Origin of the sequence: Solibacillus sp., from assembly GCF_040273735.1 — a bacterium.
GTDB lineage: Bacteria > Bacillota > Bacilli > Bacillales_A > Planococcaceae > Solibacillus.
In genome coordinates this window covers 1-22,886 of sequence record NZ_JBELZM010000010.1, presented here as the reverse complement: position 1 = coordinate 22,886, position 22,886 = coordinate 1, and the positions used below count along the sequence as shown (strand labels likewise).

Below are 22,886 nucleotides of genomic sequence, written 5' to 3'. Positions count from 1 at the left end.
CACACCTTTTTGTTTAATTTTCTTTTTTGGTTGGATCATACATAATGACAGGCTCATTGTTCTCGTCTACCGTATATGGCAATGAGTAAGCAGGAACAACCGGGAAGTTTTCCACCAAAATTTCTCGAATGTCATCACCCGGTTCCGCTGTAATATTATTGTCTTTCATATACGTATACAAATCGATCGAATAATCGACATACAAATCCCCTTCAGCAGATACGACAATCGGCAGCTGATTGTTCGAATAAGGACTTTGTACAGTGATATCTTCCTTATAGCCAATATTCTCAAAATTAACCGTGTAAACGTGCTCAACTATTTTGTCTTTAAATTGAGGATATGTTGTTCCTTTAAAGCGGATATTAATTTCGCGAATACGCTCCGGTGTTCGTAAATCGACAAGCTTTACAGTTGGATTTTCTTCCGGATCCCAAATAATATATTGGAAAATGCCGCCCTTCTCATAGGAATTTGCGGGAGGTGAGCCGATATATTTCGGGACAAGCTTTTCAAAATCGATTAAGTATTTAATGAAGATATCTGTATCCTGGTCACGTGTTTTAATTGGAAGGACACCTGTATCTTCACGATATTCATTGACCGCACGCTGTACACCGGCAAGCATATCGACATCCGGTCTTAAACTGGACTGATCAAAATTTGTTGGTGATCCGCAGCCGGTCAGCACTAAAATGACCAACGATAAAAGAACAAACCATTTTGATGTTTTCATGTTATGTATTTCCCCCTATATTAGTTCGGCCATGTAAGTACAACAAGAACCATTAACAATGTGCCGATAAAAAACATGACATAAGCTACTAATTTCAATAAAAATGACAAAAACATATTATGTACCCACTTGCGGACTGCTGTAATAATGAGAATTGATACTAACAGTAAGCCAATCGAATAAAAAGAAATCCACATAACATCTAACGCATGCATGCTCGCTAATGGGCCACGTGCAGAATTTAAGAATAAATTTGATAGTGGATTCATGAGCTGCAAAGTAAGTTGCACTATTAAAACCGCCTTTCCATTTATTGTTGATACCGCTAATAATTATAGCCTTTTCAGGTAAAAAAAAACAGGAGGCATACAAGTATCCCTCCTTATTTGTGACAAATTATTAAATTAATTGGAAATCCCGCAAAATATACTAGTTCAGCTCATCTCATCAATTTCGCTCTTTTTCGTTCGCAGCATTAATGATTCTACTAATGCTCTCGGTTCCATATTATTAAACAGCACATCATACAGCGCTGATGTTATCGGCATCGATACATCGTATTTTTTTGAGAGTTGGTATGTAGCCTTTGTCGTACGTACGCCTTCGACAACCATTCCCATTTCATCCAATACTTGCTCAAGCTTCATTCCTTTGCCGAGCATATTGCCTGCGCGCCAGTTACGGGAATGCACACTTGTACATGTAACGATTAAATCACCCATACCTGTCAGTCCGGCAAATGTAAATGGATTCCCGCCCATTTTTACACCAAGCCGCGTAATTTCAGCTAGACCACGTGTTATCAAGGCAGCCTTTGCGTTATCACCGAAATCCAGACCATCCGTCATCCCTGCAGCCAGTGCAATGACGTTTTTAAGTGCTCCGCCTATTTCGACGCCAATTACATCATCATTCGTGTAGACACGTAAATATTGGTTCATAAATAAATCCTGCACTTTTTCCGCAGCTTCTAAATTTTCGCAAGCAGCCGTTACTGTTGTCGGATGTTTTAAAACGACTTCTTCCGCGTGAGAAGGACCTGATAAAACAACGATATCACTTACTGCATTGTCAGCAAGACTTTCCTTCATCAGCTCAGAAATACGCAATAATGTATCCGGTTCAATGCCTTTAGAAACATGGACAAATAATGCTTTCTCTGTTAAATAGTCTGAAATTTTGCCGCAAACTTCCCGAATCCCTTTTGTCGGTACTGCCATAACAATAGTGGAACCGTGTTTAGCAGCCTCTTCTAAATTTGCCGTTGCTTTTAAATTCCTTGGCAAAATCGTATTCGGTAAATATTTCTTATTTGTATGCTGTTCATTAATTTCAGTTGCCTGATCTTCACGATGTGACCAAATTAGCGTGTTATGGCCGTTTTCCGCTAAAACAATGGCTAGTGCCGTTCCCCAGGAACCTGCTCCTAAAACTACTACATTTTCCATTAAAAAAACCCCCAATTTCACTTAAAGTCAGTTTAAAATTTACCCTTCAAGTCAAACCCTATTATGAACAAAAACGCTAGTTCATTTGCATAAACTAGCGCTCTTTTTATTGATCTAGTCACGAGCACGTGTAATTAGGCGTATTGGAGTTCCTTCAAAGTCGAAAGTCTCCCGAATACGGTTTTCTAAAAAGCGCTCGTATGAGAAGTGCATCATTTCCGGTTCATTTACGAATACGACAAATGTCGGCGGCTTAATCGCCACTTGTGTAGCGTAGTAAATACGTAAACGACGCCCTTTATCTGTTGGTGCCGGATTACGTGCGATTGAATCTTCAATTACTTCATTTAAAATTGATGATTGAATACGCATCGCATGGTTTTCACTAACACGCTTGATAATCGGTAAAATATTGTGGACACGCTGTTTCGTTTTTGCCGATACGAAAACGATTGGTGCATAATCCAAAAACAGGAAATGCTCACGAATTTGCTCTGTAAAGATATTCATCGTTTTCTCGTCTTTTTCAATCGCATCCCATTTGTTTACAACAATAATGACTGCTTTACCGGCTTCATGTGCATAGCCAGCGATTTTTTTATCCTGTTCCTGGATACCTTCATCAGCATTCAGAACAACTAAGACAACATCTGAACGTTCGATTGCGCGCAGTGCACGGAGTACCGAATACTTTTCTGTTGATTCATAGACTTTCCCTTTTTTACGCATACCCGCAGTATCAATGATGACATAATCTTGTCCATCATATGAGTACGGAGAGTCAATTGCATCACGAGTCGTCCCTTGAATTTCACTTACAATAACTCGGTCCTGACCTAAGAAGGCATTCACAAGTGATGATTTCCCCACATTCGGGCGTCCGATTAACGAGAATTTAATCGTGTCATCATCATATTGTTCTTCATCAGGCTGAGGGAAATGTTTGGCACATTCATCCAATAAATCCCCTAAACCTAAACCGTGCGAACCTGAAATCGGCCAAGGCTCACCGAAGCCCAATGAATAGAAGTCATAAATCATATGACGCATATCCGGGTTATCGATTTTATTAATTGCCAAGACAATCGGTTTTTTTGTTTTATATAAAATTTTTGCTACTTGCTCATCTGCAGCTGTAACACCTTCACGTCCATTAGTCATGAAAATAATAACGTCCGCCTCATCAATCGCAATTTCTGCTTGTTGGCGAATTTGCTCTAAAAATGGCTCGTCTCCAATTTCAATACCACCAGTGTCGATAATATTAAATTCATGTGCTAGCCAATCAGCCGAACTATAAATACGGTCACGTGTTACACCTGGGATATCTTCCACGATCGATACACGTTCTCCAACAATTCGGTTAAAAATTGTCGATTTACCTACGTTCGGACGTCCTACGATGGCGATTACTGGTTTTGTCATCTGTACTTCATCCTTCCAAACTCTTGTCTTTCCGTATTATACACGAATTTGACTATTATATCATTTTTTCACAACATTCAAAATCGATTTCGATTTATCGACAAACTTTTCGCTCGCTGTGATTTTCTAAAATAGTTATAGATTATCTAATATAACTTACTTGTTCTAATAAGTATGCGATTTTCTAATATATTTCCCAAAAGTTCTAAAATGAATGCCAATTGTTCAAAATTTGATTACAGTACTTCTAAAATCTCACTATTTTTTTCTAATAAACTAAAAAATTGTTCTAATAAAATCACGCACTCATAACACACCAACTTACCAAAAAGCAAAAAAACCGTCCATATAAGCAATTCTTACATGGGCGGTTTTTCGTATTATTATTTTTTAAATCCTTTTAGCTGGTCACCGATAACATCGCTGAATGAGAAGCCTTTATTTTCTTCAGGCAGCTCGTATTCGAAGTCCTCGTCACTCGCTGAATCTTCCTGCAATGCTTTAATGCTTAGTGCAAGTCGTTTTTCCGCTTCATTTACCTCAAGTACTTTTACTTCCACCTCTTGGCCGTCTTTTAAGACTTCATGCGGTGTCGTAATATGCTTGTGGGAAATTTGAGAAATATGGACAAGACCCTCTACACCAGGGAATACTTCTACAAACGCTCCGAATGTAACTAGACGTTTTACAGTACCCGTTAAGATTGCGCCTTTAGAAGCCTTCTCTTCAATGTCTGTCCACGGACCAGGCAGCGTATCTTTGATCGATAATGAAACACGCTCATTCGGAATATCGACTGAAAGCACTTTTACAGTGACTGATTGTCCTTCCTGTAATACCGTTGAAATATCTTCAACATGTTCATGTGCTACTTGTGAAATATGGACTAATCCATCGATGCCGCCCAAATCAATGAACGCACCGAATTTCGCCAAGCGCTGAACAGTACCTTCCAGCATATCACCCTGATGGATGTTTTGAATCACTTGTTGCTTTTTCGACGCTTTTTCTTCATCTAGTACTGCACGATGAGATAAAATAAGTCGTCCTTTTTCTTTATCTAACTCTGTAATTTTTAAACGTAAAGTTTTGCCTTTGTAATCCTCAAAATCTTCTACAAAATAATCTTCAACAAGTGAAGCCGGAACGAAACCGCGCACGCCTAAATCGACGACAAGTCCGCCTTTCACAACATCTTTCACTTCCGCTTCGAATATTTCACCAGATTCAAATTTTGTTTTTAATTCATCCCACGCGTGCAATGCATCTACTTTGCGTTTTGATAATACAAAATTCTCTTCTTCAACTTTCGTAATCATAAGCTCTAGCTGATCGCCAACTGAAACTATATCAGAAGCTTTTTCAATGTGTAAGCTTGAAAGTTCGCTAATAGGTATAATCCCGTCGAAAGGTGCCCCCTCGATTGAAACCGTTACTGACTTCTCTTCAACCTGTTCAGCAATACCTTTCACAATATCTCCTTCTTGAAATTTTTGGTTTGACCCTAAATTCATTTCCTCAGACATATGTAGCCCTCCTTCGCGTATTCCACTTTTATTTTATTCGATAAGTTCTACAAAGACAAAAAATAACCCTTTATTTTCAGAAATTTCGTACGTTAGCTTCATTTTTTAATAGTATTTACTGCATTTTCTGCTGCGCTAATTTCAAAATTTCCTGCGCTGATTCATCAATTGATAAATGCGTCGTATCTAAAAATAAAGCATCTTCTGCTTGGATGAGCGGTGAAGCTTCACGTTCACTATCAAGCTTGTCCCGCAATGCAATTTCCTTCTGTAATGATTCGATTGTTGAAGGAATACCGCGGCGTTCATTATCCAGGAAGCGTCGATGTGCACGTTCTTCAACTGTTGCAGACATGTAAATTTTAAGCTCTGCATCTTTTAATACATGTGTTGCAATATCACGTCCGTCCATGACAACCCCGCCGTCAGCAGCCAGCTTTTGCTGCATCGCTACGAGGATTTCACGAATATTTGCATGTGCCGCAACTTCTGAAACATTTGCCGTAACTTCATTTGAACGTATAGCCTGTGACACATCTTGTCCGTCCACAAAAACGAGTTGTCCCTGTTCCGACGGTTTTAATGTAATCGCCGTTTGCTGCAGCATTTTTTCAATCGCTTCTGCGTCATGTAATTGTATGTTTTCTTTCATCGCTTTATACGTCACTGCACGATACATTGCACCTGTGTCGATATATGTAAATCGAAGTGCTTCGGCTACAATTTTCGCAATGGTACTTTTCCCCGCACCTGCAGGACCATCAATTGCAATTTGAATTTTTTTCATCATAATTAATTCCCTACTTTCCGTTGCTATTGTATCATAACCGAAAAAATTTTTACCTTCTTTAAGCTATATTTTTTTGAAAAAAACTGCCCCTCCATACAATCCGGACCGTCTTCCATCACATTCGTTTCACTTATTTAAAAAGGTCTAAAAAGTAAGTTACTTTTTAGACCTTTCGCTTATATTTCATTCATTTCTTTCTTGCGGATCATTACTTGCCGTTCGAAGCAGAAACGGACAATCTGCTGCTTATCATAATCATCCGTATCCATGAAATTCAATGATGCCATCGTCATTTCATTACGTTTGAACATGTTCACGACTCTCGCATCTGTTTCGACATAGCGAATTTCACCATTTACAAATGGCAGGACGACGAAAACCTTGACTGTATCGCCATCAGTAAAATTGACGGGTGATTTGATATGAATCAATGTTCCCCCTGCGCTAATGTCTTCGGCCGCAAACTGAAATTTCTGTCCGTCATGTTCAACAGCAATATCTACTGGTGTTTCCACACGAACATATTCGCGTCGCTGGATTTTAATAAATTCTTCAGCAGGTGGACACGCAAGCAGTATCATCTGAACATTGCCGCCTTTACGTCCTAAAACCTCTGTATTAAAGCAGAAACTTTCTTTTTTCTCCGTACTGAATGTTGCACGGAATTGTGCGCCATCTATTAAAAAAGCGATTTTTTTAGTTGCCGTATTAATTGGATAATCGATAAAAATCATATTGTCCTGTCGATCGACAACACGACATTTAAATTTTTCGACCCTTTCCGTATAGGTTGGCTCCAGCGTTAGTTGCGTTCCAATTTTTAGTTCCATTTGCCTCTCCCCATAAGAAATTATTGATACTTTATTATCTCACGGGAATGTAAATATAGCTATATTTTTACAATTAATTTTACAGGATCTTGCACCTGACGCATGGCACTAAAACACTTTTTCGTTTTTGATTACTTCATGTGTTTCCGCATCAATTACAACACGATACGTATCCTGTGTCTTATTGTCGAGCCTTGCAATAACTTCATAACATTTACGAAGTTCCAGATTTCCATTGCCAGTATAAATTTTTTGCACTTGTTCAACACCTACATGATCAGCAAAAAAATTATCCCAATCTATCGGCACTTCGCTTTGCTCTTTAATTTTTTCTTCCTGAATATATTCCATTGCGTTGACACCTAAAATCTCCGCATTATCCTTCGCAATTTTCACTTGAATACTATCCGGGTAAATTAAAGCTTCATCATCTCCATACACCCTCGTAAATACGAGATGCCATGCTTCATGATTTTCTCGTGACTCTGAAAGCTTCACATCAGTGTATCCTACTTTATTCATAAAGCTTTTTGCAGTATTCAGAATTTCTTCATGTGAACGCGCATCCTTTTTAACCGGCCGTTCTAGAAGGAACGAAAGTAGATGACCGCCATTTTCGGTTATGTCTGCATAACCGATCTTTGAACCGTGGATAAATTGAATATGATAGAACGGGTACGGTGCATCATCACTGCTTTTCGTAACCGTTACAATCGAATCATCAATATTCGGGAAAAAGTTTTTAAATCTTTGAATGGCTTCGTTTTTCGTAATTTTTTTATCTTTTAAATGCTGTAATTCCCGCTTTTTCTCATAGTCCGATTCACTCGCCGTTAAGGGGAAATCAGTTTCATTATATGTTTTTAATTGTTTTGATACATTCATAAATGGTGAATCTTTAAGGTTTGTCGTATGATTCGTTGACCACTTTTTTAAATTGCCATCATTTTCATAAAATGCAACAGTCGCAATATTCCATTCCTCTGCGAATGCATGTAAATTGGAAGCTACCGTTCCCATTTTATTACGCCAATTATCGTAGTCTCCAGTAGCGGCCGCTTGTTTTGCATTATCACCTATTTTCCCTAAATAACGCATCCATTCATTCTGTACTTCTGCCTGGATCGGCAAATTCGCGACAGTTTTTCTTAAATCACTGCTCATCCGCCAAATGGAGTCCAATTCATTATTTAAAGCTTTTTCATCCTGAAAGAGTAAAGATTGCTCCACTGCTGTATGCAATGTCGATAATTTTTCAGTGGCTGCCGATAGATCCCTTGATTGGGTAGCATAAACAGCTCGCTCCAAATCCTTATTTTGTGTAAATAGATCAAAGGAAACAAAGGCTAATATGACGACAAATAAACCTAATAAATATGCAAATTTTTTCATGTTTTACCCCCGCCTATAAGCAGAAAATATGCTCACCAATTTGTTTGATTTGAGGTCTAGACCAAATCCAATCACTTGTCGCTGTTACAGGATTAAAATAATACAAAGCATTCTCGGATGGGTCCCAGCCGTTAATCGCATCCAATACAGCCTGTTTTGCACGTTCATTTGGTGTAAGCCAAATCTGGCCGTCCGCAACAGCTGTGAAAGCTAACGGTTGGAAAATTATTTCCGAAATCGTATCCGGAAATTCCGGGGATTCCAGACGATTCAAAATTACGGCTGCAACAGCGACTTGTCCTTCATACGGCTCGCCTCGTGCTTCCCCGTATACTGCATTCGCTAAAATTTGCAAGTCCTGATCTGTGTAGCCTGGCGGAAGCTGCATGGAGGTTGTATCATTTGCACTTTTACCGCCATTCCCGCCTTTTTTCACCTGATTTTCCAGTGCAATCCCGCCATAATACGTAAAGCTGTTCCCTGCATTGATTTGTTTATGAACCCATCCCTTATCAAAATCCGAATTATTCTCAAGCTTTTCCTTCGTAGACCTTCCGGCAATTCCGTCTACAGGTAGCCCGTATTGCTCCTGGAAATTACGAAGCGCCCAATACGTTCCGTAACCAAATTTTCCGTCAATTTTTCCATTATAGTAACTTAAATATTGAAGTCGTGCCTGTAACTCGATTACATCGTCACCAAATGCACCTCGCTGCACATCCTGACCTGAAAATGCGAATGTATGACTTACAAAACTACTTGATATAATGAATACGAACAAGACGATTTTTTTCACTGACATTTCCACTCCTTTTTCAGTAGGATGGAGAAAATTGAAAAGTTTATACATTGTAAAGTTGCTTTTTTAAGTCTATTGAAAATATTTTCTTCACTCGTTTTTAGTTTGCTAATAAGATTTTTTACATAGAAAAAGGTTTGCTACAAAAATATTTGTAACAAACCTTTTATAAATGATTGCTGCGGAATAAAGTGAAACTTCAATCAACGGGGTTCTTCATCTCCGCCGATTTGAAATTACTACCCGTTACTGCGGGATAAATGCTCAATTAGATGTTCGTGTGCCTGCTTTACTTTGCGCAATGCAAACGTCCATAAAAACAGCATAAACGGCAGCATCGCATACATAAAGTATTCTTCTAACATTAAAATTGAATTATACATAATATGAAGTCCTACAGGGGCAAAGAGGGCAAGCGCGATGTATTTCTTCTGTATTTCGTTACTTGAGAACTTCCCTTTCCCGTAATAGTAACCCATTACTACTCCGAACAGAGCGTGACTCGAAACCGGCAATAGCGCACGCATAAAAGCTTGATCGATTCCGAAGGATAATAAATAGAGTACATTTTCCACAGTAGCAAAGCCTAATGAAACAGCTGCCCCATACAAAATGCCATCATACGGATCGTCAAACTCAATATGACGTAAAATTACTGCTAAAATAATGAGCCATTTTACGAACTCTTCTATCGAACTGGTAAATACGGCATTGATAAAAAAAGGATTCGAAAATGTCTGTTCTTCTTTAATTACGAACTGTATAAATAAAACGGGGAATGTAATAACCCCACCATATATGAAAGAATGCATTAATGTACGCCGTGGCTCGGTATCCATCTCATTGCGTAAATAAAAGTAGCTTAAAAGGGCTAAACCCGGCGCAATCGCAGCTGATAAAAGTATAAACATCATGCCGGCTCCTTTCGATTCTCGACTCTTAATCAGTATAGCACTATTTTTTTCACAACAGTGTGGCATACCCAATATTTGTCTAGAAAATATAAAAACTCGGCTGATTTGATGCCGAGTTTTTATGATTAATGCATAAATGTATCAAAATTTGTATTACCGTTCGCAATCATCAACAGGAGCTTCAGACGCGCTTTCTTCGGATCAAAGTCCCCGCCCATAATGACCCCGGTATCTTTCAAGTAATTCGCACTACTGTAATAATCGTATGTCGGGAAAACACGTCCCTCTTCAGTCGATGTCGTTAATACAACTTTGGTTCCTTTTTGACAGAGCTTTTCAATCGCGTCCATCATTTTCGGGGCAACTTGTCCTCTACCGGCACCTACTAGTACTACACCTTCAACATCTGCTTCGTAGAGTGCATCCAAAATGATAGAGCCTGCTCCTAAATAAGCAAATACAATTTCAACAGCAGGATAGCTTTCTTTTATTTCGTATACTTCTTTATGGGTTGGCTTCTGATAAATGATGACCTCGTCATTATCGATAAAACCAAGCATCCCATAGCCGATTGAACCAAAGCCGTTAATGCTTGAAGAGTGCATTTTTTTCACGTATTTGGAATGAATGATTTTTTCATTAAATACAACGCACACCCCTATATTTTTTGCCTCTTCATTCGAAGCAACCAATAAGGAATTACGCAGATTGGAATAAACATCTGTACCAATATCGCCAGGTGATTTTTGTGAACCTGTAACAATAACCGGACGTTCGTCATGAATTGTCAGCTCTAAAAAGTAGGCCGTCTCCTCTAAGCTGTCTGTACCATGTGTAATGACAATTCCGCTTACCGTTTGATCTTTAAAAACATTTTCAACCGTTTGATTCAGTAAATTTAAATTTTCAAAAGTCATATGCATCGATGGAATCTGATATAAATCAATCAATTCAATATCCATTTCATTTTCAAGCTGGCACATCGATAAAATGGCTTGACCATCCAGCTTGCCGGACTCCAGTTTGTTCTTCTTGTTGCGTGTACTCGCAATCGTTCCACCTGTCGTAATTAGCACTACTTTTTTCTTCACAACATTCACCCCTTATGTAGTTTGACGAGCAATTTTTTGAGCAATCATCTTCCCATGAAATCGGCCATTTTCTATAAAGATTTCATTGGCATTATTTCCTGCTGCAATGACACCGGCAATAAATAAATTTTCTACGTTTGTTTCCATTGTATCAGGATCAAATGTCGGTCTTCCTGTTTGTTCATCAATCTCGACACCCATTTCACGGATGAAGCGATGATCAGGGTGATAACCAGTCATTGCAAATACAACATTATTAGCGATTGTTTCTTGTTGTCCCCCGATTTCGATAATGACTTCGTTCTCTTTGATTTCTTTTACTTCTGTATTAAAGTGCATTGTTATTTCACCTTCTCGGACAAGACCTAAAAATTCCGGCAAGACCCAAGGCTTAATACTAGGGGAATAATCATTGCCCCTATAGATGACTGTCACATGAGCGCCTGCTTTATTGAGCTCCAATGCTGCATCAATTGCAGAGTTTTTACCGCCGATTACAAGCACATTCAAATCGAAGAACGGGTGTCCTTCTTTAAAATAATGATGGACTTTAGGCAAACTTTCCCCCGGTATCTTCAAATAGTTCGGATGATCGTAATAGCCAGTTGCAATGACTACATACGGTGTTTCATAGCTGTCTTTATCTGTCAGTACATGAAATAAACCGTCCGTCTTTTCAACACTTTTCACTGATTCAAATCGATTTACGTGAAGTTTCTTTGCCTTCACCACTTCGCGATAATAGACAAGCGCCTGATTGCGTTTCGGTTTTCGTTGCTCAATAATAAACGGCACATCACCGATTGCCAGTTTTTCACTCGTACTAAAAAAAGTCTGATGTGTTGGATAATTATAAATCGCATTGACAATATTACCTTTTTCGATAATGATTGGCGACAATCCGATAATTTGTAGTTCAATCGCTGCAGCTAATCCACAAGGACCTCCACCAACAATGATTGCTTCTACCTTTTGCATACTAACATCTCCTTATTCCAATTCCTGTAAATCCTATTTGCTCATTTCAATTCATCTTGCTCAAATACAATTGTAATTAGATGACTTTCCGGTTTAGCGCAGAGGCGCAACGGTACAAGAGTCGTACCATATCCGTTACTTACAAGTTCATAGCGGTTTTTGATTTTTTTAAAATATCCGTGTGGCTGCAGTCCAAATTTCCCAAGGCGAATTTGCCCGCCATGTAAATGTGCCCCAATACTGAGCAGTGGCTTAAACTGCTTATGTACTTTGCCGAATAACTCCGGATTATGTGCAATGAAAACTGTGTTCTTTTCTTCGCATTGCCCGATTGCACGCTGGATGTTCTGTCCCCCGGGACGATATGAAACCGCGCTGACTGACAGATCATTTTTGCTTTCGAGCCTGATTGACCCATTCTCTATAATATGGATATGATGTTCTTCCAGCAGTTGACGCAGCTTTTGTTCACCGAATTCGATATCATTATTTCCCCATATAAAATAGGTAGGGCCAAGTTTTTTAAGCATACCGATATTATGAAGCAATGTTTCTTCAGAAGTCCGACGATCGACAAAATCTCCCCCTATGAGGACAGCCTGTATATTTTGATCAATCGAATCAATCATCGTCTCATTAATTTTGCGCGCATGTGTATCCGATATGAAAAATAGATGGATTGTTTCACTATCGCCATTTGCTTTCACTTCATGTGACCGGATATTATTTTCATGTGCTTCTTTATACATATAGAGAAGCACCGAAATACAGGCGATTCCGATAATACTTATTATGACCATACACGGTCCTCCAATTCAAAAAAGACTAATTATACAATAGCCTTATTTAATGTTTTGATAACCATTAATTTAACGTAGTGTTATTTAATTTGCTAAAATAATAAATTTCTTTCATAAAGAAAAAGACGAGAGCCGGAACGGTTCGTCTTTTTACTAGTCGTTATAAAAGATAGAAAAAATTATGGAACAATTACTAAAACTTGCCCGGTTGAAATACTGTCGGAAGATAAATTGTTGGCAGCTTTTATTTTATTAACATATTCAGCACTACCATTACCGTAGTACTTTAATGCGATGCGGTATAAATTGTCAGTCGATTGTACAGTATGTGTTTTTTGCTGTGCTTTAGCCGCATCCTGGGCAGCTTTTTTCTTCGCTTCCTGCTCTTTCGCTTTAGCCGCTGCTACCTTCTGTGCTTCTTCCGCCTTTTTTATTTCCGCTGCTTCTTTTTCAGCCTTTTCTTTTGCGATTTTTGCTTCCGCCTTTTTCGCTTCTTCAGCAGCTAATTTTTCTTTCTCCGCTTTAGCTTTAGCTTTAGCCTCATCCACTTCGGCATTATTATCATCATTTGTTTCTTCTTTTTCTTCGTCATCGTTAGCAGCAGATGGCTGTGTTTTCGGATCCTGCTTTTGAATCTCCACTACTAAGTCGTCTTTCTTATCCACGTTTACGTTTTCACTTGCAGATGTGTTCGGTTCATAGATCAACCACACATATGCTAAAATAACTAATGGTATAAAAATTAAGACAACTGTTAAAACCGTCATAATTGGGTTAGTTTGTTTTTTTCCGTTTTTCTTTCGATGTCGGCTAACACGTGACATTTTTGTACCTGACTCGTTATGTAGGTCAATCTCTTGACGATGCTCCTCTACCTTCTCCCGGTAATCTTCTTTTGTCATGGCCTGCACCCCTCCAACTACTAAAAATTATAACTTTATTATGACCAATTTCTACATAAAAGTAAACGGTTCGTTAGTAGATTAAGAGTTTATTAACAATATTTTCTTGAGACGGTGTTGCCAATTTGTCATTTTAATCATAGTTTTTGAAATATCTCTTTCTTCAACAATTTGCGACAGTTCGATTCCACAGTTGGAACAACAATTTTCCTGATGCTCTGTTAATTGCTGACCAAAGTACTGAACTACTTGCTTCCGCATACAATCCGAATGTTCAATAAGCATTAACACAAGCTGTACCTCTTCAAATTTTTTAATCTGTAAATTCAGCATCCGGCTCTTTACTTCCTCGGCTGATTCCCGGGCCAGCCAATAACTTAAAACACGGAAAACCACTTCTGACATTTCTCCGTTAGCAAGTAATGTCTGAGGGTGTTCCCCGGCAGCTATCACTTCTGCGTATCTGTCCACATGTATATTTTTTGGCAAATCTTCTGACGCGATAAATTTTGCAAATTGCTCATCACCATCACAATACAACAAAAAGGCAACTGCTTTCTCGCCATCGCGGCCAGCCCGCCCAATTTCCTGCATATAATTCGACAATGTTGCAGGCATTGTTTCATGTATGACTTGACGGACGTTTTCTTTATGGACACCCATCCCAAATGCATTTGTCGCAACAATCCATTCCAGCTGACCAGCTAAAAATTGCTGCTGTATAAATTGGCGGTCCTGAGCTTCCTTCCCGGCATGATAGGCGGCTGCCGAAATATTTTGCTCTAGAAGCTGTAAACTGATCGCCTCTGCTTTTGACCTAGATTGCGTATAAATTATGCCCGGGCCGGCTGTATTTTTAACATGTTCAATAATCCATTCAATCTTTTCCTCACGCTCTGAGAACAGCTTTTTCACAAGATGGATATTATCCCTGTTTACAGCGTGCATATAGTGAAAAGGTGAATTCATTTTTAAATAAGATTGGATATCTGCCAAAACCGTATCTGTTGCTGTCGCTGATAACGCAAGTATAGGCGGACGCTTCGATTCCGATAATATTTCGCCAATCCGTAAATAGTCCGGTCGAAAATCAAATCCCCATTGTGAGATACAATGTGCTTCATCCGCAACTATTAACGAAAGTTCCATTCCCTGAATTCTCGCCTTTACTTGAGGCTGCAACAGCATTTCTGGTGATACGAATATAAATCGATATTCTTCCAAATAGTGAAGTGCATACTTTTTCTGTTCTGGAGTTAAAAAGGAATTCAATGCCACAACCCGTTTTTCCCCCATTTGCTTTAACTGATCCACCTGGTCTTGCATGAGCGATAAAAGTGGCGACACAATAAGAACCGGTTTTTGAAATAAATAGCCCGGCAGCTGGTAACAAAGTGATTTTCCCATCCCGGTCGGTAAAATGGCAACAACATCTTTGCCATCAATAATATTAATGATGATCTCTTCTTGACCTGGGCGAAATGCATCATAGCCGAAATATTGCTTCAAAGCCCTTTGTAAATTCATTTTGGTGTCGCTCCTTTCGCCAACGTCAGCCGCAGTTGGAAATAGCTTAGCTGCGGCAGTAATTCCTTCAATGTTTTTAATCGTTTCGTATCATAATCTTCAACTGCATCCAGTATTTGTTTCTGTTCTTCACTTGTTACAAATGGCTCAATAGAAAAGTTCGGTTCATTCATAGCAAGTTCGACAATATGATCTTCAATCGTACTCATTTTCAATCGACGAATATGACTGATCTCTTCCAGTGTTCTCCCCGCTTTGTATAACTGGGCGGTTAAGTTTGTGGAAGCAGTCAACACTACTTCCACACGGATATTTTGCATAATTTCATTAAGTATCGGGTATTGTATTTTTTCACGGTTCAATACGTTCAACCAAGTATGCAATGCGCTGATGTAGTGCAGTTGTACATCCATTTCCTGCATATTATAGCCAAATGCAAGTTGCTGCCACGTAAATCCCGGTTCATTATAGCCGGTTAATCGATACATGAGTATATCTTTCATGTTTTCTTCCATTGCAATTTCAGATAAACTTGCCGATATTTCTGTGTAAATTGCTTGTTGCAGCAAGCCGTTCTGATAATGGTGACGCACTAAAAATTGGCGTACCCATTGCTGTGTCTGTTCGTTTCTTTCAATTGGTATAAACGCTTTTTTATGATGGAGCTGATGTGACAGACTTTGGATAATAAGCGAAAGCCTGCCGAAAAACATATGTTCATTGCCACGGTAATGCCAGCCATCAAAAGAAATAGGCACAGGTTGTGAGGCAAGTTGTTTTCCTTGTTCGGTCATTGTATAAAAACCGTTTTCCTCTATTATAATAATATTCTTGGCAAACAAGAGATCAATTTGCTCATCAAATTTATGACGAGCTAGTTTCGGGAGCAGTCCAAAGTAGGAATATAAATTAAAGAGTCCCACATCATGTATTGTCTGCCCTGATCGCTTCCCTTTCAATAAATGATAGGCTGCGGAAACAGTACGTTCCTGTTGAAAAGTATGTAAAATTTTTAAAAGAATTTGTTGGATTAGCATATCAAATCCCTCATTTTCGTATTAATAGGTTGAAAAGTATGGCACGAATTTTCTTAAAGCCAATTATATCAGTATTTTCAACGCTTTATAAAGCATATCAAATAAAATTGATTACGACTTTGACTATGGTTTATTTTTTAAGACGTTGCTGGGGGCAAAATTATGAATGCTGCTATTACGCTACAATCTTTTTTTAAGAGCAAAAACCATTCAAAACAACGTCATTATTTGCAAGATGGTGCGAATCACGAATTTCGGGAACCGTGCCGAATATCCAAAATCAAAAAAGCCTACTCGGGTTGAGCAAGCTCTTTTATATGCGTATCTAATCTATCTGCAACATTTCACACGTAACGTTGCTATATAGTTATAAAGGCCGTATTGAACCTGTGGCGATACATTTGCTTTATTAGGGCTATCTCCATACCCGATTGGATGCGACCGTGAATATCACTTTACTTCTTCTATAGATACAATGTGGTTTGTAAATATTAATTCAGATAGCTCTTCTTTCCCCTCATTTAACACGAATCTTATATAACCAGAATGAAAGCAACCGTCATCTTTCAAATACATTTCTTCAAATTCCTCAAGGGTGACTTTCATATCTATCTTTTCGCCATTACTTAAACGTAAGATTACACTCATAACTTTACCTCCCATCCACCTTAATCATAATGCGAATGGAAATGATTGTCACTACTGGAATTCACAATAATAATTGTACTTCACCAAAACTATAAGTTGTGGCCATTTTGAAAGAATGGAAAAATATCAGCAAATGGATTATTTTAAATCAGACTTCAACTTCAATACCCTGCAAGCTAAAATCAGTATTTTTTAGAAATACAAAAAAAACGCACCTCCAACCTTCTACAATTAGAAAGTGGATTGTACGCGTTCATGCAAAATATAATTTAAATGAAATCACTACACATGGTTTACGACATCCCCATAGCAGTTTATTATTTGAAGCTGGCGCAAGTATTAAAGAAGTACAAAATCATTTAGGACATGCGGATGCAAAAATTACTATGAACATCTATGCCCATGTATCAAAAAAATCACAGGAAGTTGCTGTGCAGAAGTTTAAAAAATTCATGGAAAATTTAATACGGTGTGAATACGATTTTGAATACGGTTAAATATGATACAATGAAATCAGTTGAAACACCTTTTATGAGAAAAGCTTTATACCATTGGATTCTACAATTCAGTGAAATTCTATAGATATAATGTTTTAACTGTTGAAAAGTGCCGAAAACACCATTAGAATAAGTAAGAGCTTTATGGAAACGAACGGATAAAGGAGAGGTAACAATGCCAAAATATACTATCGTAGATAAAGATACTTGTATCGCTTGTGGCGCTTGTGGCGCTGCTGCACCGGATATTTATGATTATGATGATGAAGGAATCGCTTTCGTTATTTTAGATGATAACATGGGTACTGCTGAAGTTCCAGAAGATCTACTAGAAGATATGCAAGATGCATTTGAAGGCTGTCCAACAGACTCTATTAAAGTTGCAGATGAAACATTTGACGGCGACTCATTAAAATTCGAATAGTATACAAACATACGAAACGATTCCTTTTAAAGGGTCGTTTTTTATTTTGCTCTTTTTTTCTCATTGCGAATCTATAAATGAGATGTTATAGTTAATATTAGTAGTAGGTACTAATATTAACTAATCATTTTAGGGGTGTCGTTATGGATTTATTACAATTAAAAGGGAAAAATATTGTCGTAATGGGTGTTGCCAATGAGCGCAGTATTGCTTGGGGCATCGCGAAACGACTATTTGATGTCGGAGCAAATGTTATTTTCACATATCGTAAAGAACGTTCAAAAGGAAAAATCGAAAAACTATTAACAAATTACGAAGAGCACAATGCAACAGTTATTGAATGTGACGTAAACAACGACGAAAGCATTGAAAAAGCATTCAATCAAATCGGTGAGCAATTTAAAGTGATTCATGGCATTATCCACTCTGTTGCCTTCGCTCACGCCGAAGATCTGCACAATCGATTCGTCGAAACAACACGTGATGGCTATGCCTTTGCACAAGATACAAGTGCCTATTCGCTGATCGCTGTAACAAAAGCTGCAAAACCTTACATGACAGAAGGCGGTTCTATCGTAACGATGTCTTATTTAGGCGCACAGCGTGTTCTTGACGGCTATAATGTAATGGGCGTTGCTAAAGCAGCACTGGAAGCATCAATGCGCTATTTGGCAGCCGATGTTGGTGCGGAAAATATTCGTGTAAATGCAATTTCTGCCGGTGCCATCCGTACATTAGCTGCAAAAGGTGTTCCAAGCTTCAATCAGATTCTGCACAAAATCGAAGAAACATCTCCGTTAAAACGCAACACAAATCAGGAAGAAGTAGCTGACATGACAATTGTGATGTTAAGCCACCTTTCCCGCGGTGTGACAGGCGAAACGATTTATATCGATAGCGGTTATAATATTATGGGTTAGTCCAAAGCGAATTCACTACCTCCCTTGTGAATTCGCTTTTTTATATGTTAAAATACTGGAAAATACTGTTTATGGAGGATTTTTTCAATGAAAAATTATATTTCAGGATTATTAATGGGAGCTGTTTTAATAAGCGGTTTCTCATTTTCGGCAATAGAAGCAGAAGCAGCTACAAAAGCAGTCGCTTATAAAAACTGTACAGAATTAAATAAGGTATACAAAGGCGGCGTTGCAAAAGATGCTAAAACAACGAACAAAGGCGGCAAAACAAAATATAAACCTTTCGTATCAGCCGAGCTTTACAAATTAAATGCAAAAAGCTATCGCGATAAAGACGGAATTGCTTGCGAAAAATAGGAGAAGTGAATTAAATGAAGACTCTCGCTCACCGTGGGTACAGTGCCAACTACCCTGAAAATACGATGATTGCTTTCCAGGAAGCCGCTAAAATGGATATTTGGGGAATTGAATTTGATGTCCATCTTACAAAGGACAACCAGTTAGTCGTTATTCATGATGAATCAGTTGACCGTACTTCTACAGGTAAAGGCTATGTGAAGGATATGACACTGGAAGAGCTGCGAACATTCGACTATGGCTCTTGGTTTGCTCCGGCGTTTGCAGGTGAAAAAATACCTACATTAGCGGAAACTTTGGCTGTTTTTAAATCAACCCCTTTTCAAATCAATATCGAAATAAAATCGGACATTTTTGAATACCCAGGGATTGAAGCGCTCATTGCAAATGAAGTTCATACCTTTAATTTAGAAGATCGTGTCATTATTTCTTCATTCAATCATGAAAGCATTGCGCGTTTCCAGCAAATCATGCCAAATGTGAAAACCGCGCTGCTATTCGCTTCGCTTATTGTAAACTTAGAGGAATATGTAAATAAGTTTGGCACGGATGCTATACATATCCCCTATTACTATGGGATGCGCTCCATTGTTCAGCAAGCGATTAAGAACGGAATGATCGTCAGAACTTATACTGTAAATAATGCAGCAATAGCCCGGCAAATGGAATCACTTGGTATTGATGCCGTGTTTTCCGATGTAGTAAACCTTTAAGATTGATAAAAAACTGTTTCAGAAAAACTCTTTTGAAACAGTTTTTTTATGTAATATTTAGACAATTATTAGAAAAACGCTTTCAAAGAGCTAAAATTTGTTAAGTTCATTTTATCGTCAAACTTTAAAAATTTGACCCATTTTCACCCCCACCCCCTTTGAAGTCAGACGTCTGTTTACTGTATATTTATAGTAACAACTAACAGATTCGGAGATGGAATAATGAATACAGAAATCTTATCATTTGTAGAAAAAATGGAAGCAGCTGTACTGAACGATTTAGTTACAACAGACTCTTCTGACTTATATGAAATTGCAGTTGAAATGATTGCCGCGAATAAAAATGCTTACAAAAATATTTGCCAAGCTTATGAAGTGGTCAAGCATAACTTAGTCGGCTAAGCTTTAAAAATAAGCAAAATTAATAGCAGTTCAAATTTACTCCCCATAAATTTGAACTGCTTAATTTTTGTCTGAAAACACCCCAAAAAAGAGGGATCCTAATGAAAGGACCCCTCTTTTATCATTACATCATTAAAATTAAAGTTTTACGATGTTTGTAGCTTGTGGTCCACGTTGACCGTCTTCTACTGAAAACTCAACTTTTTGACCTTCTTCAAGAGTTTTGAAACCGTCGCCTTGAATAGCTGAGAAGTGAGCGAATACGTCAGAACCGCCTTCAACTTCGATGAAACCGAAACCTTTTTCTGAGTTAAACCATTTTACTGTACCTTGTGTCATTTAAATGACCTCCAATTAATTAAATTTAATAAGATCGCAATTCTTCAAAAAGAAAAAAATTCACATATTACAAAAAGTACCAACTAAACCACGAAATACTTTTTGTAATAGGTGAATTTAATGTCTTATAACTATCTCATTGACCTTAGTATATAGCAAATATTTGTATTTGTCTACTATAAACTCAACTTTATCTGCCTCATCATTTAATTATGGATATATGCATATTTTCACTAATAATCTACATTAGCTGACTAAAAATTATTTACTTACTTTTTGTAAGCATTTTATTTGCAATTATATTTTAGCGTTGGTTAATATAGAAGATGTATTACATAGAAATAGGAGGATTTTTTCATGGTATTACAAGCAAAAGAATTTCGAACAGCGGAGCACGACATTTCTGAAGTATTTTTAAATCGTTGGTCACCACGTGCCTATGCAGACACTCCTGTTGCCGACGATGTATTAAACCGTCTATTTGAAGCAGCACGATGGGCCCCTTCAGCAGGCAACAACCAACCTTGGCGTTTTATCGTAGCGAAAACAGAAGAGGATTTAGCTAAATTCCATCCCGTTCTAATGGAAGGTAACTTAGTATGGGCAAAACGTGCTCCTGTTTTAGTATTAGTTGTTTCTGACAATACAAAGGGTTCACATGAGTTTGATGCAGGGACAGCATGGGGCTTCCTGTCACTTCAGGCAGCTAAGGAAGGTTTAATCACACATCCAATGAGCGGTATTTATAAAGATGTGGCGAAAGAGGCGTTTGACATTCCTGATACGTTTGATGTGCATTTAGCAATCGCAATTGGTTACAAAGGCGACAAAGAAATGCTGTCTCCTGAATTACAGGATCGTGAAACACCATCAGGTCGACGTCCGTTAAACGAAATTGTATTTGAAGGTTCTTTTAAATAAGATTTATAAAACATATTAAAGTAACCGCATGAAGGAAAATTTTCTTTCGTGCGGTTTTTCAGTAGTCTTCATTTCGTAATTATCGGATTTAAATTTTCAGGAGCGGCTTTTTGAGCATTTCCAACAGCAGTTCATATTCTTTATCCCCGATCGTGTTCCTTACCATCTTTTCTATTTCAAGCTCCATTTTTTTGCTTTCATTAAAAATAACGACTCCCTTTTCGGTCAAATGAGCCATCTTTTGAACTTTTGAGCCTTTTATTAATTCGGTCGTAATTAATTCTTTTTCTTGTAAGGAAGTCACAAATTTATGAACCCCTTGCTTTGAAATGTCTAATTGTTTTACTAATTCGGGTACCGTTACATAGCCCTCATATATGTTTTTCAGTACAAACCATTCCGAACTCGTTATATGAAGGTCATTATTTTCATTCCACATAATTTCTGCCTTTTGGCGTAACTGTTTATGTTGGCGATACAATAATTCTATAAAGTCAATCATTGCTTCTCCCCCTTCTTTCTATCAACATAATTCTTAAATATTCTCAAGCATCATACTAAAGCTAATATATTAATTCAAGTTCACGATACTAATAGGGCATTTAAGTCAACTTAGTTGACTTAAATAATAAATTACTTTATTATTAATGTTATAACTTTTTCCGGAGGCGTATATATGTATAAAATTGGTGACTTAACGTTTTATAAATCACATGGCATTTGCCAAATCGATGGTATTATAGAACAAAACTTCACAGGAGAACCTATGCTTTACTATGTTATGCAATCAAAAATAAGACCGGGAGTAACACTATATCATCCAGTTGAGAGTAAAAACTCACAACTTGAAAAAATATTGAGCTATGATGAAGCAGTTCAAATTATGGATTGTTTTTCGAATGAACCAAGCGAATGGAATGACCGTAGTACAAACCGTCAACGAAACCACGCAGAAATCTTAAGTGCGAATAATCATCTAGAAGCTGCCCAGTTAATGAATACACTCCTACGAAAAGATTTGGAATTACAAAAAGACGAGAAAAAAATTACATCTCAAGACTCCCAAATTTTACAGCAACTATCCACAATTATATTAGATGTCTTGGAAATCGCGCTTAAAAAGCCAAAAGAAGATATCGAAAAAGAAATTTACAAAAGAGTTCAAGGTCCTACTAACTGATTTATAAAATTAGCTTTATTTCATTAACGAGTTGAAGTAAATCCCGTTTACTTCAACACTACTCGTTACTGATTGACTTACCACTTTATACATAAAAATGATTTCAAATAAGACGTTTGCTATTCTGTAGCAAGCGTCTTATTTTTTTGTCATTTATAAAATAAGGAAGATGTCATGTATTTTTTTCATTTATATATGAATTAAAACACTTTAAATGCTCATACTACCGTTGTATGAAATACACCTAATTTTGAAGGGAAGTGTAATGATGGGAATTTTAACGGGTAACC

General features: G+C 37.8%; 27 protein-coding genes. 8 read left to right on the top strand and 19 right to left on the bottom strand.

All coding sequences use genetic code 11. The features are described 5' to 3' along the window. Nucleotides 1–13 precede the first annotated feature (13 nt). The 17 genes from ABS917_RS10905 to ABS917_RS10825 all read right to left on the bottom strand — a co-directional run bounded on the left by ABS917_RS10905 (nucleotide 14) and on the right by ABS917_RS10825 (nucleotide 16,843). Complete coding sequence (locus ABS917_RS10905) at nucleotides 14–736, bottom strand: hypothetical protein (RefSeq protein WP_350478999.1); 723 nt, start codon at nucleotides 734–736, stop codon at nucleotides 14–16. Between the two features lie 20 nt (nucleotides 737–756). Then, nucleotides 757–1,026, bottom strand: coding sequence for a DUF2768 domain-containing protein (locus ABS917_RS10900; RefSeq protein WP_350478998.1), 270 nt, complete (start codon nucleotides 1,024–1,026; stop codon nucleotides 757–759). Between the two features lie 144 nt (nucleotides 1,027–1,170). Then, nucleotides 1,171–2,184 (bottom strand): NAD(P)H-dependent glycerol-3-phosphate dehydrogenase, encoded by a 1,014-nt coding sequence (locus ABS917_RS10895; RefSeq protein WP_350478997.1) that lies wholly within the window; start codon nucleotides 2,182–2,184, stop codon nucleotides 1,171–1,173. Between the two features lie 114 nt (nucleotides 2,185–2,298). After that, on the bottom strand, nucleotides 2,299–3,609 hold the full coding sequence (gene der / locus ABS917_RS10890) for a ribosome biogenesis GTPase Der (RefSeq protein ID WP_350478996.1): 1,311 nt from the start codon (nucleotides 3,607–3,609) through the stop codon (nucleotides 2,299–2,301). A 383-nt stretch (nucleotides 3,610–3,992) separates the two neighbouring features. Continuing rightward, the gene (rpsA, locus tag ABS917_RS10885) at nucleotides 3,993–5,135 is read right to left on the bottom strand and encodes a 30S ribosomal protein S1 (RefSeq protein ID WP_350478995.1); all 1,143 of its coding nucleotides are present in this window, start codon (nucleotides 5,133–5,135) and stop codon (nucleotides 3,993–3,995) included. Between the two features lie 115 nt (nucleotides 5,136–5,250). Then, entirely contained in the window at nucleotides 5,251–5,925 is a 675-nt protein-coding gene (gene cmk, locus ABS917_RS10880; protein ID WP_350478994.1) for a (d)CMP kinase, read from the bottom strand. A gap of 176 nt (nucleotides 5,926–6,101) precedes the next feature. Then, nucleotides 6,102–6,755 carry a flagellar brake protein gene (locus ABS917_RS10875; RefSeq protein WP_350478993.1) on the bottom strand — a complete coding sequence of 218 codons (654 nt, stop codon included), beginning with the start codon at nucleotides 6,753–6,755 and terminating at the stop codon, nucleotides 6,102–6,104. A 108-nt stretch (nucleotides 6,756–6,863) separates the two neighbouring features. Then, on the bottom strand, nucleotides 6,864–8,147 hold the full coding sequence (locus tag ABS917_RS10870; RefSeq protein WP_350478992.1) for a PepSY1/2 domain-containing protein: 1,284 nt from the start codon (nucleotides 8,145–8,147) through the stop codon (nucleotides 6,864–6,866). A 13-nt stretch (nucleotides 8,148–8,160) separates the two neighbouring features. Further along, nucleotides 8,161–8,949, bottom strand: coding sequence for a spore cortex-lytic enzyme (gene sleB / locus ABS917_RS10865; protein ID WP_350478991.1), 789 nt, complete (start codon nucleotides 8,947–8,949; stop codon nucleotides 8,161–8,163). 236 nt (nucleotides 8,950–9,185) lie between these two features. Continuing rightward, complete coding sequence (prsW, locus tag ABS917_RS10860) at nucleotides 9,186–9,857, bottom strand: glutamic-type intramembrane protease PrsW (protein ID WP_350478990.1); 672 nt, start codon at nucleotides 9,855–9,857, stop codon at nucleotides 9,186–9,188. 128 nt (nucleotides 9,858–9,985) lie between these two features. Then, on the bottom strand, nucleotides 9,986–10,951 hold the full coding sequence (locus ABS917_RS10855; RefSeq protein ID WP_350478989.1) for an asparaginase: 966 nt from the start codon (nucleotides 10,949–10,951) through the stop codon (nucleotides 9,986–9,988). Between the two features lie 12 nt (nucleotides 10,952–10,963). Then, complete coding sequence (locus ABS917_RS10850) at nucleotides 10,964–11,929, bottom strand: YpdA family putative bacillithiol disulfide reductase (RefSeq protein WP_350478988.1); 966 nt, start codon at nucleotides 11,927–11,929, stop codon at nucleotides 10,964–10,966. 41 nt (nucleotides 11,930–11,970) lie between these two features. Then, nucleotides 11,971–12,729 carry a metallophosphoesterase gene (locus tag ABS917_RS10845; RefSeq protein WP_350478987.1) on the bottom strand — a complete coding sequence of 253 codons (759 nt, stop codon included), beginning with the start codon at nucleotides 12,727–12,729 and terminating at the stop codon, nucleotides 11,971–11,973. A 179-nt stretch (nucleotides 12,730–12,908) separates the two neighbouring features. Next, the gene (locus ABS917_RS10840; protein ID WP_350478986.1) at nucleotides 12,909–13,631 is read right to left on the bottom strand and encodes a LysM peptidoglycan-binding domain-containing protein; all 723 of its coding nucleotides are present in this window, start codon (nucleotides 13,629–13,631) and stop codon (nucleotides 12,909–12,911) included. Nucleotides 13,632–13,712: 81 nt separating this feature from the next. Continuing rightward, on the bottom strand, nucleotides 13,713–15,158 hold the full coding sequence (locus ABS917_RS10835; protein ID WP_350478985.1) for a RecQ family ATP-dependent DNA helicase: 1,446 nt from the start codon (nucleotides 15,156–15,158) through the stop codon (nucleotides 13,713–13,715). Then, a complete protein-coding gene (locus ABS917_RS10830; RefSeq protein ID WP_350478984.1) occupies nucleotides 15,155–16,195 on the bottom strand; it encodes a YpbB family protein in 1,041 nt (346 codons plus the stop codon). Before ABS917_RS10830 ends, ABS917_RS10835 begins: the two co-directional genes overlap by 4 nt. A gap of 450 nt (nucleotides 16,196–16,645) precedes the next feature. Then, on the bottom strand, nucleotides 16,646–16,843 hold the full coding sequence (locus tag ABS917_RS10825; protein WP_350478983.1) for a hypothetical protein: 198 nt from the start codon (nucleotides 16,841–16,843) through the stop codon (nucleotides 16,646–16,648). A 107-nt stretch (nucleotides 16,844–16,950) separates the two neighbouring features. On the opposite strand from ABS917_RS10825, the gene ABS917_RS10820 reads away from it, so the two are divergent. The 6 genes from ABS917_RS10820 (at nucleotide 16,951) to ABS917_RS10795 (ending at nucleotide 20,156) form a co-directional block, all read left to right on the top strand. Then, nucleotides 16,951–17,340, top strand: coding sequence for a tyrosine-type recombinase/integrase (locus ABS917_RS10820; protein ID WP_350478982.1), 390 nt, complete (start codon nucleotides 16,951–16,953; stop codon nucleotides 17,338–17,340). A 175-nt stretch (nucleotides 17,341–17,515) separates the two neighbouring features. Continuing rightward, complete coding sequence (locus tag ABS917_RS10815; protein ID WP_008404945.1) at nucleotides 17,516–17,764, top strand: ferredoxin; 249 nt, start codon at nucleotides 17,516–17,518, stop codon at nucleotides 17,762–17,764. A 143-nt stretch (nucleotides 17,765–17,907) separates the two neighbouring features. Beyond that, nucleotides 17,908–18,684: an enoyl-ACP reductase FabI gene (locus tag ABS917_RS10810; RefSeq protein ID WP_350478981.1), complete on the top strand. Its 777-nt coding sequence runs from the start codon at nucleotides 17,908–17,910 to the stop codon at nucleotides 18,682–18,684. Nucleotides 18,685–18,771: 87 nt separating this feature from the next. Next, entirely contained in the window at nucleotides 18,772–19,041 is a 270-nt protein-coding gene (locus ABS917_RS10805) for an excalibur calcium-binding domain-containing protein (protein WP_350478980.1), read from the top strand. Between the two features lie 14 nt (nucleotides 19,042–19,055). Beyond that, entirely contained in the window at nucleotides 19,056–19,754 is a 699-nt protein-coding gene (locus ABS917_RS10800; RefSeq protein WP_350478979.1) for a glycerophosphodiester phosphodiesterase, read from the top strand. 222 nt (nucleotides 19,755–19,976) lie between these two features. Continuing rightward, nucleotides 19,977–20,156: a hypothetical protein gene (locus tag ABS917_RS10795; protein WP_350478978.1), complete on the top strand. Its 180-nt coding sequence runs from the start codon at nucleotides 19,977–19,979 to the stop codon at nucleotides 20,154–20,156. A gap of 138 nt (nucleotides 20,157–20,294) precedes the next feature. Here ABS917_RS10795 and ABS917_RS10790 read toward each other — a convergent pair whose 3' ends face one another. After that, on the bottom strand, nucleotides 20,295–20,495 hold the full coding sequence (locus ABS917_RS10790; protein WP_008404960.1) for a cold-shock protein: 201 nt from the start codon (nucleotides 20,493–20,495) through the stop codon (nucleotides 20,295–20,297). 357 nt (nucleotides 20,496–20,852) lie between these two features. Between ABS917_RS10790 and ABS917_RS10785 the strand changes: the two genes are divergently transcribed. Further along, nucleotides 20,853–21,416 (top strand): nitroreductase family protein, encoded by a 564-nt coding sequence (locus tag ABS917_RS10785; protein ID WP_350478977.1) that lies wholly within the window; start codon nucleotides 20,853–20,855, stop codon nucleotides 21,414–21,416. 88 nt (nucleotides 21,417–21,504) lie between these two features. On the opposite strand, the gene ABS917_RS10780 is transcribed toward ABS917_RS10785, so the two are convergent. Beyond that, on the bottom strand, nucleotides 21,505–21,918 hold the full coding sequence (locus tag ABS917_RS10780; protein WP_350478976.1) for a MarR family winged helix-turn-helix transcriptional regulator: 414 nt from the start codon (nucleotides 21,916–21,918) through the stop codon (nucleotides 21,505–21,507). A gap of 174 nt (nucleotides 21,919–22,092) precedes the next feature. Here ABS917_RS10780 and ABS917_RS10775 point away from each other — a divergent pair, with 174 nt between their 5' ends. Beyond that, nucleotides 22,093–22,596: a CarD family transcriptional regulator gene (locus tag ABS917_RS10775; RefSeq protein ID WP_350478975.1), complete on the top strand. Its 504-nt coding sequence runs from the start codon at nucleotides 22,093–22,095 to the stop codon at nucleotides 22,594–22,596. Nucleotides 22,597–22,886 lie beyond the last annotated feature (290 nt).

What these genes read in the sequence shown, in the direction of transcription:
- sleB (WP_350478991.1), bottom strand. Translation starts at nt 8,949, where the DNA reads ATGTCAGTGAAAAAAATCGTCTTGTTCGTATTCATTATATCAAGTAGT.
- der (WP_350478996.1), bottom strand. Translation starts at nt 3,609, where the DNA reads ATGACAAAACCAGTAATCGCCATCGTAGGACGTCCGAACGTAGGTAAA.
- ABS917_RS10800 (WP_350478979.1), top strand. Translation starts at nt 19,056, where the DNA reads ATGAAGACTCTCGCTCACCGTGGGTACAGTGCCAACTACCCTGAAAAT.
- ABS917_RS10780 (WP_350478976.1), bottom strand. Translation starts at nt 21,918, where the DNA reads ATGATTGACTTTATAGAATTATTGTATCGCCAACATAAACAGTTACGC.
- ABS917_RS10905 (WP_350478999.1), bottom strand. Translation starts at nt 736, where the DNA reads ATGAAAACATCAAAATGGTTTGTTCTTTTATCGTTGGTCATTTTAGTG.
- ABS917_RS10840 (WP_350478986.1), bottom strand. Translation starts at nt 13,631, where the DNA reads ATGACAAAAGAAGATTACCGGGAGAAGGTAGAGGAGCATCGTCAAGAG.
- cmk (WP_350478994.1), bottom strand. Translation starts at nt 5,925, where the DNA reads ATGATGAAAAAAATTCAAATTGCAATTGATGGTCCTGCAGGTGCGGGG.
- ABS917_RS10845 (WP_350478987.1), bottom strand. Translation starts at nt 12,729, where the DNA reads ATGGTCATAATAAGTATTATCGGAATCGCCTGTATTTCGGTGCTTCTC.
- ABS917_RS10895 (WP_350478997.1), bottom strand. Translation starts at nt 2,184, where the DNA reads ATGGAAAATGTAGTAGTTTTAGGAGCAGGTTCCTGGGGAACGGCACTA.
- ABS917_RS10810 (WP_350478981.1), top strand. Translation starts at nt 17,908, where the DNA reads ATGGATTTATTACAATTAAAAGGGAAAAATATTGTCGTAATGGGTGTT.
- ABS917_RS10805 (WP_350478980.1), top strand. Translation starts at nt 18,772, where the DNA reads ATGAAAAATTATATTTCAGGATTATTAATGGGAGCTGTTTTAATAAGC.
- ABS917_RS10850 (WP_350478988.1), bottom strand. Translation starts at nt 11,929, where the DNA reads ATGCAAAAGGTAGAAGCAATCATTGTTGGTGGAGGTCCTTGTGGATTA.
- ABS917_RS10875 (WP_350478993.1), bottom strand. Translation starts at nt 6,755, where the DNA reads ATGGAACTAAAAATTGGAACGCAACTAACGCTGGAGCCAACCTATACG.
- ABS917_RS10835 (WP_350478985.1), bottom strand. Translation starts at nt 15,158, where the DNA reads ATGAATTTACAAAGGGCTTTGAAGCAATATTTCGGCTATGATGCATTT.
- ABS917_RS10785 (WP_350478977.1), top strand. Translation starts at nt 20,853, where the DNA reads ATGGTATTACAAGCAAAAGAATTTCGAACAGCGGAGCACGACATTTCT.
- ABS917_RS10830 (WP_350478984.1), bottom strand. Translation starts at nt 16,195, where the DNA reads ATGCTAATCCAACAAATTCTTTTAAAAATTTTACATACTTTTCAACAG.
- ABS917_RS10870 (WP_350478992.1), bottom strand. Translation starts at nt 8,147, where the DNA reads ATGAAAAAATTTGCATATTTATTAGGTTTATTTGTCGTCATATTAGCC.
- rpsA (WP_350478995.1), bottom strand. Translation starts at nt 5,135, where the DNA reads ATGTCTGAGGAAATGAATTTAGGGTCAAACCAAAAATTTCAAGAAGGA.
- ABS917_RS10775 (WP_350478975.1), top strand. Translation starts at nt 22,093, where the DNA reads ATGTATAAAATTGGTGACTTAACGTTTTATAAATCACATGGCATTTGC.
- ABS917_RS10795 (WP_350478978.1), top strand. Translation starts at nt 19,977, where the DNA reads ATGAATACAGAAATCTTATCATTTGTAGAAAAAATGGAAGCAGCTGTA.
- ABS917_RS10825 (WP_350478983.1), bottom strand. Translation starts at nt 16,843, where the DNA reads ATGAGTGTAATCTTACGTTTAAGTAATGGCGAAAAGATAGATATGAAA.
- prsW (WP_350478990.1), bottom strand. Translation starts at nt 9,857, where the DNA reads ATGTTTATACTTTTATCAGCTGCGATTGCGCCGGGTTTAGCCCTTTTA.
- ABS917_RS10790 (WP_008404960.1), bottom strand. Translation starts at nt 20,495, where the DNA reads ATGACACAAGGTACAGTAAAATGGTTTAACTCAGAAAAAGGTTTCGGT.
- ABS917_RS10815 (WP_008404945.1), top strand. Translation starts at nt 17,516, where the DNA reads ATGCCAAAATATACTATCGTAGATAAAGATACTTGTATCGCTTGTGGC.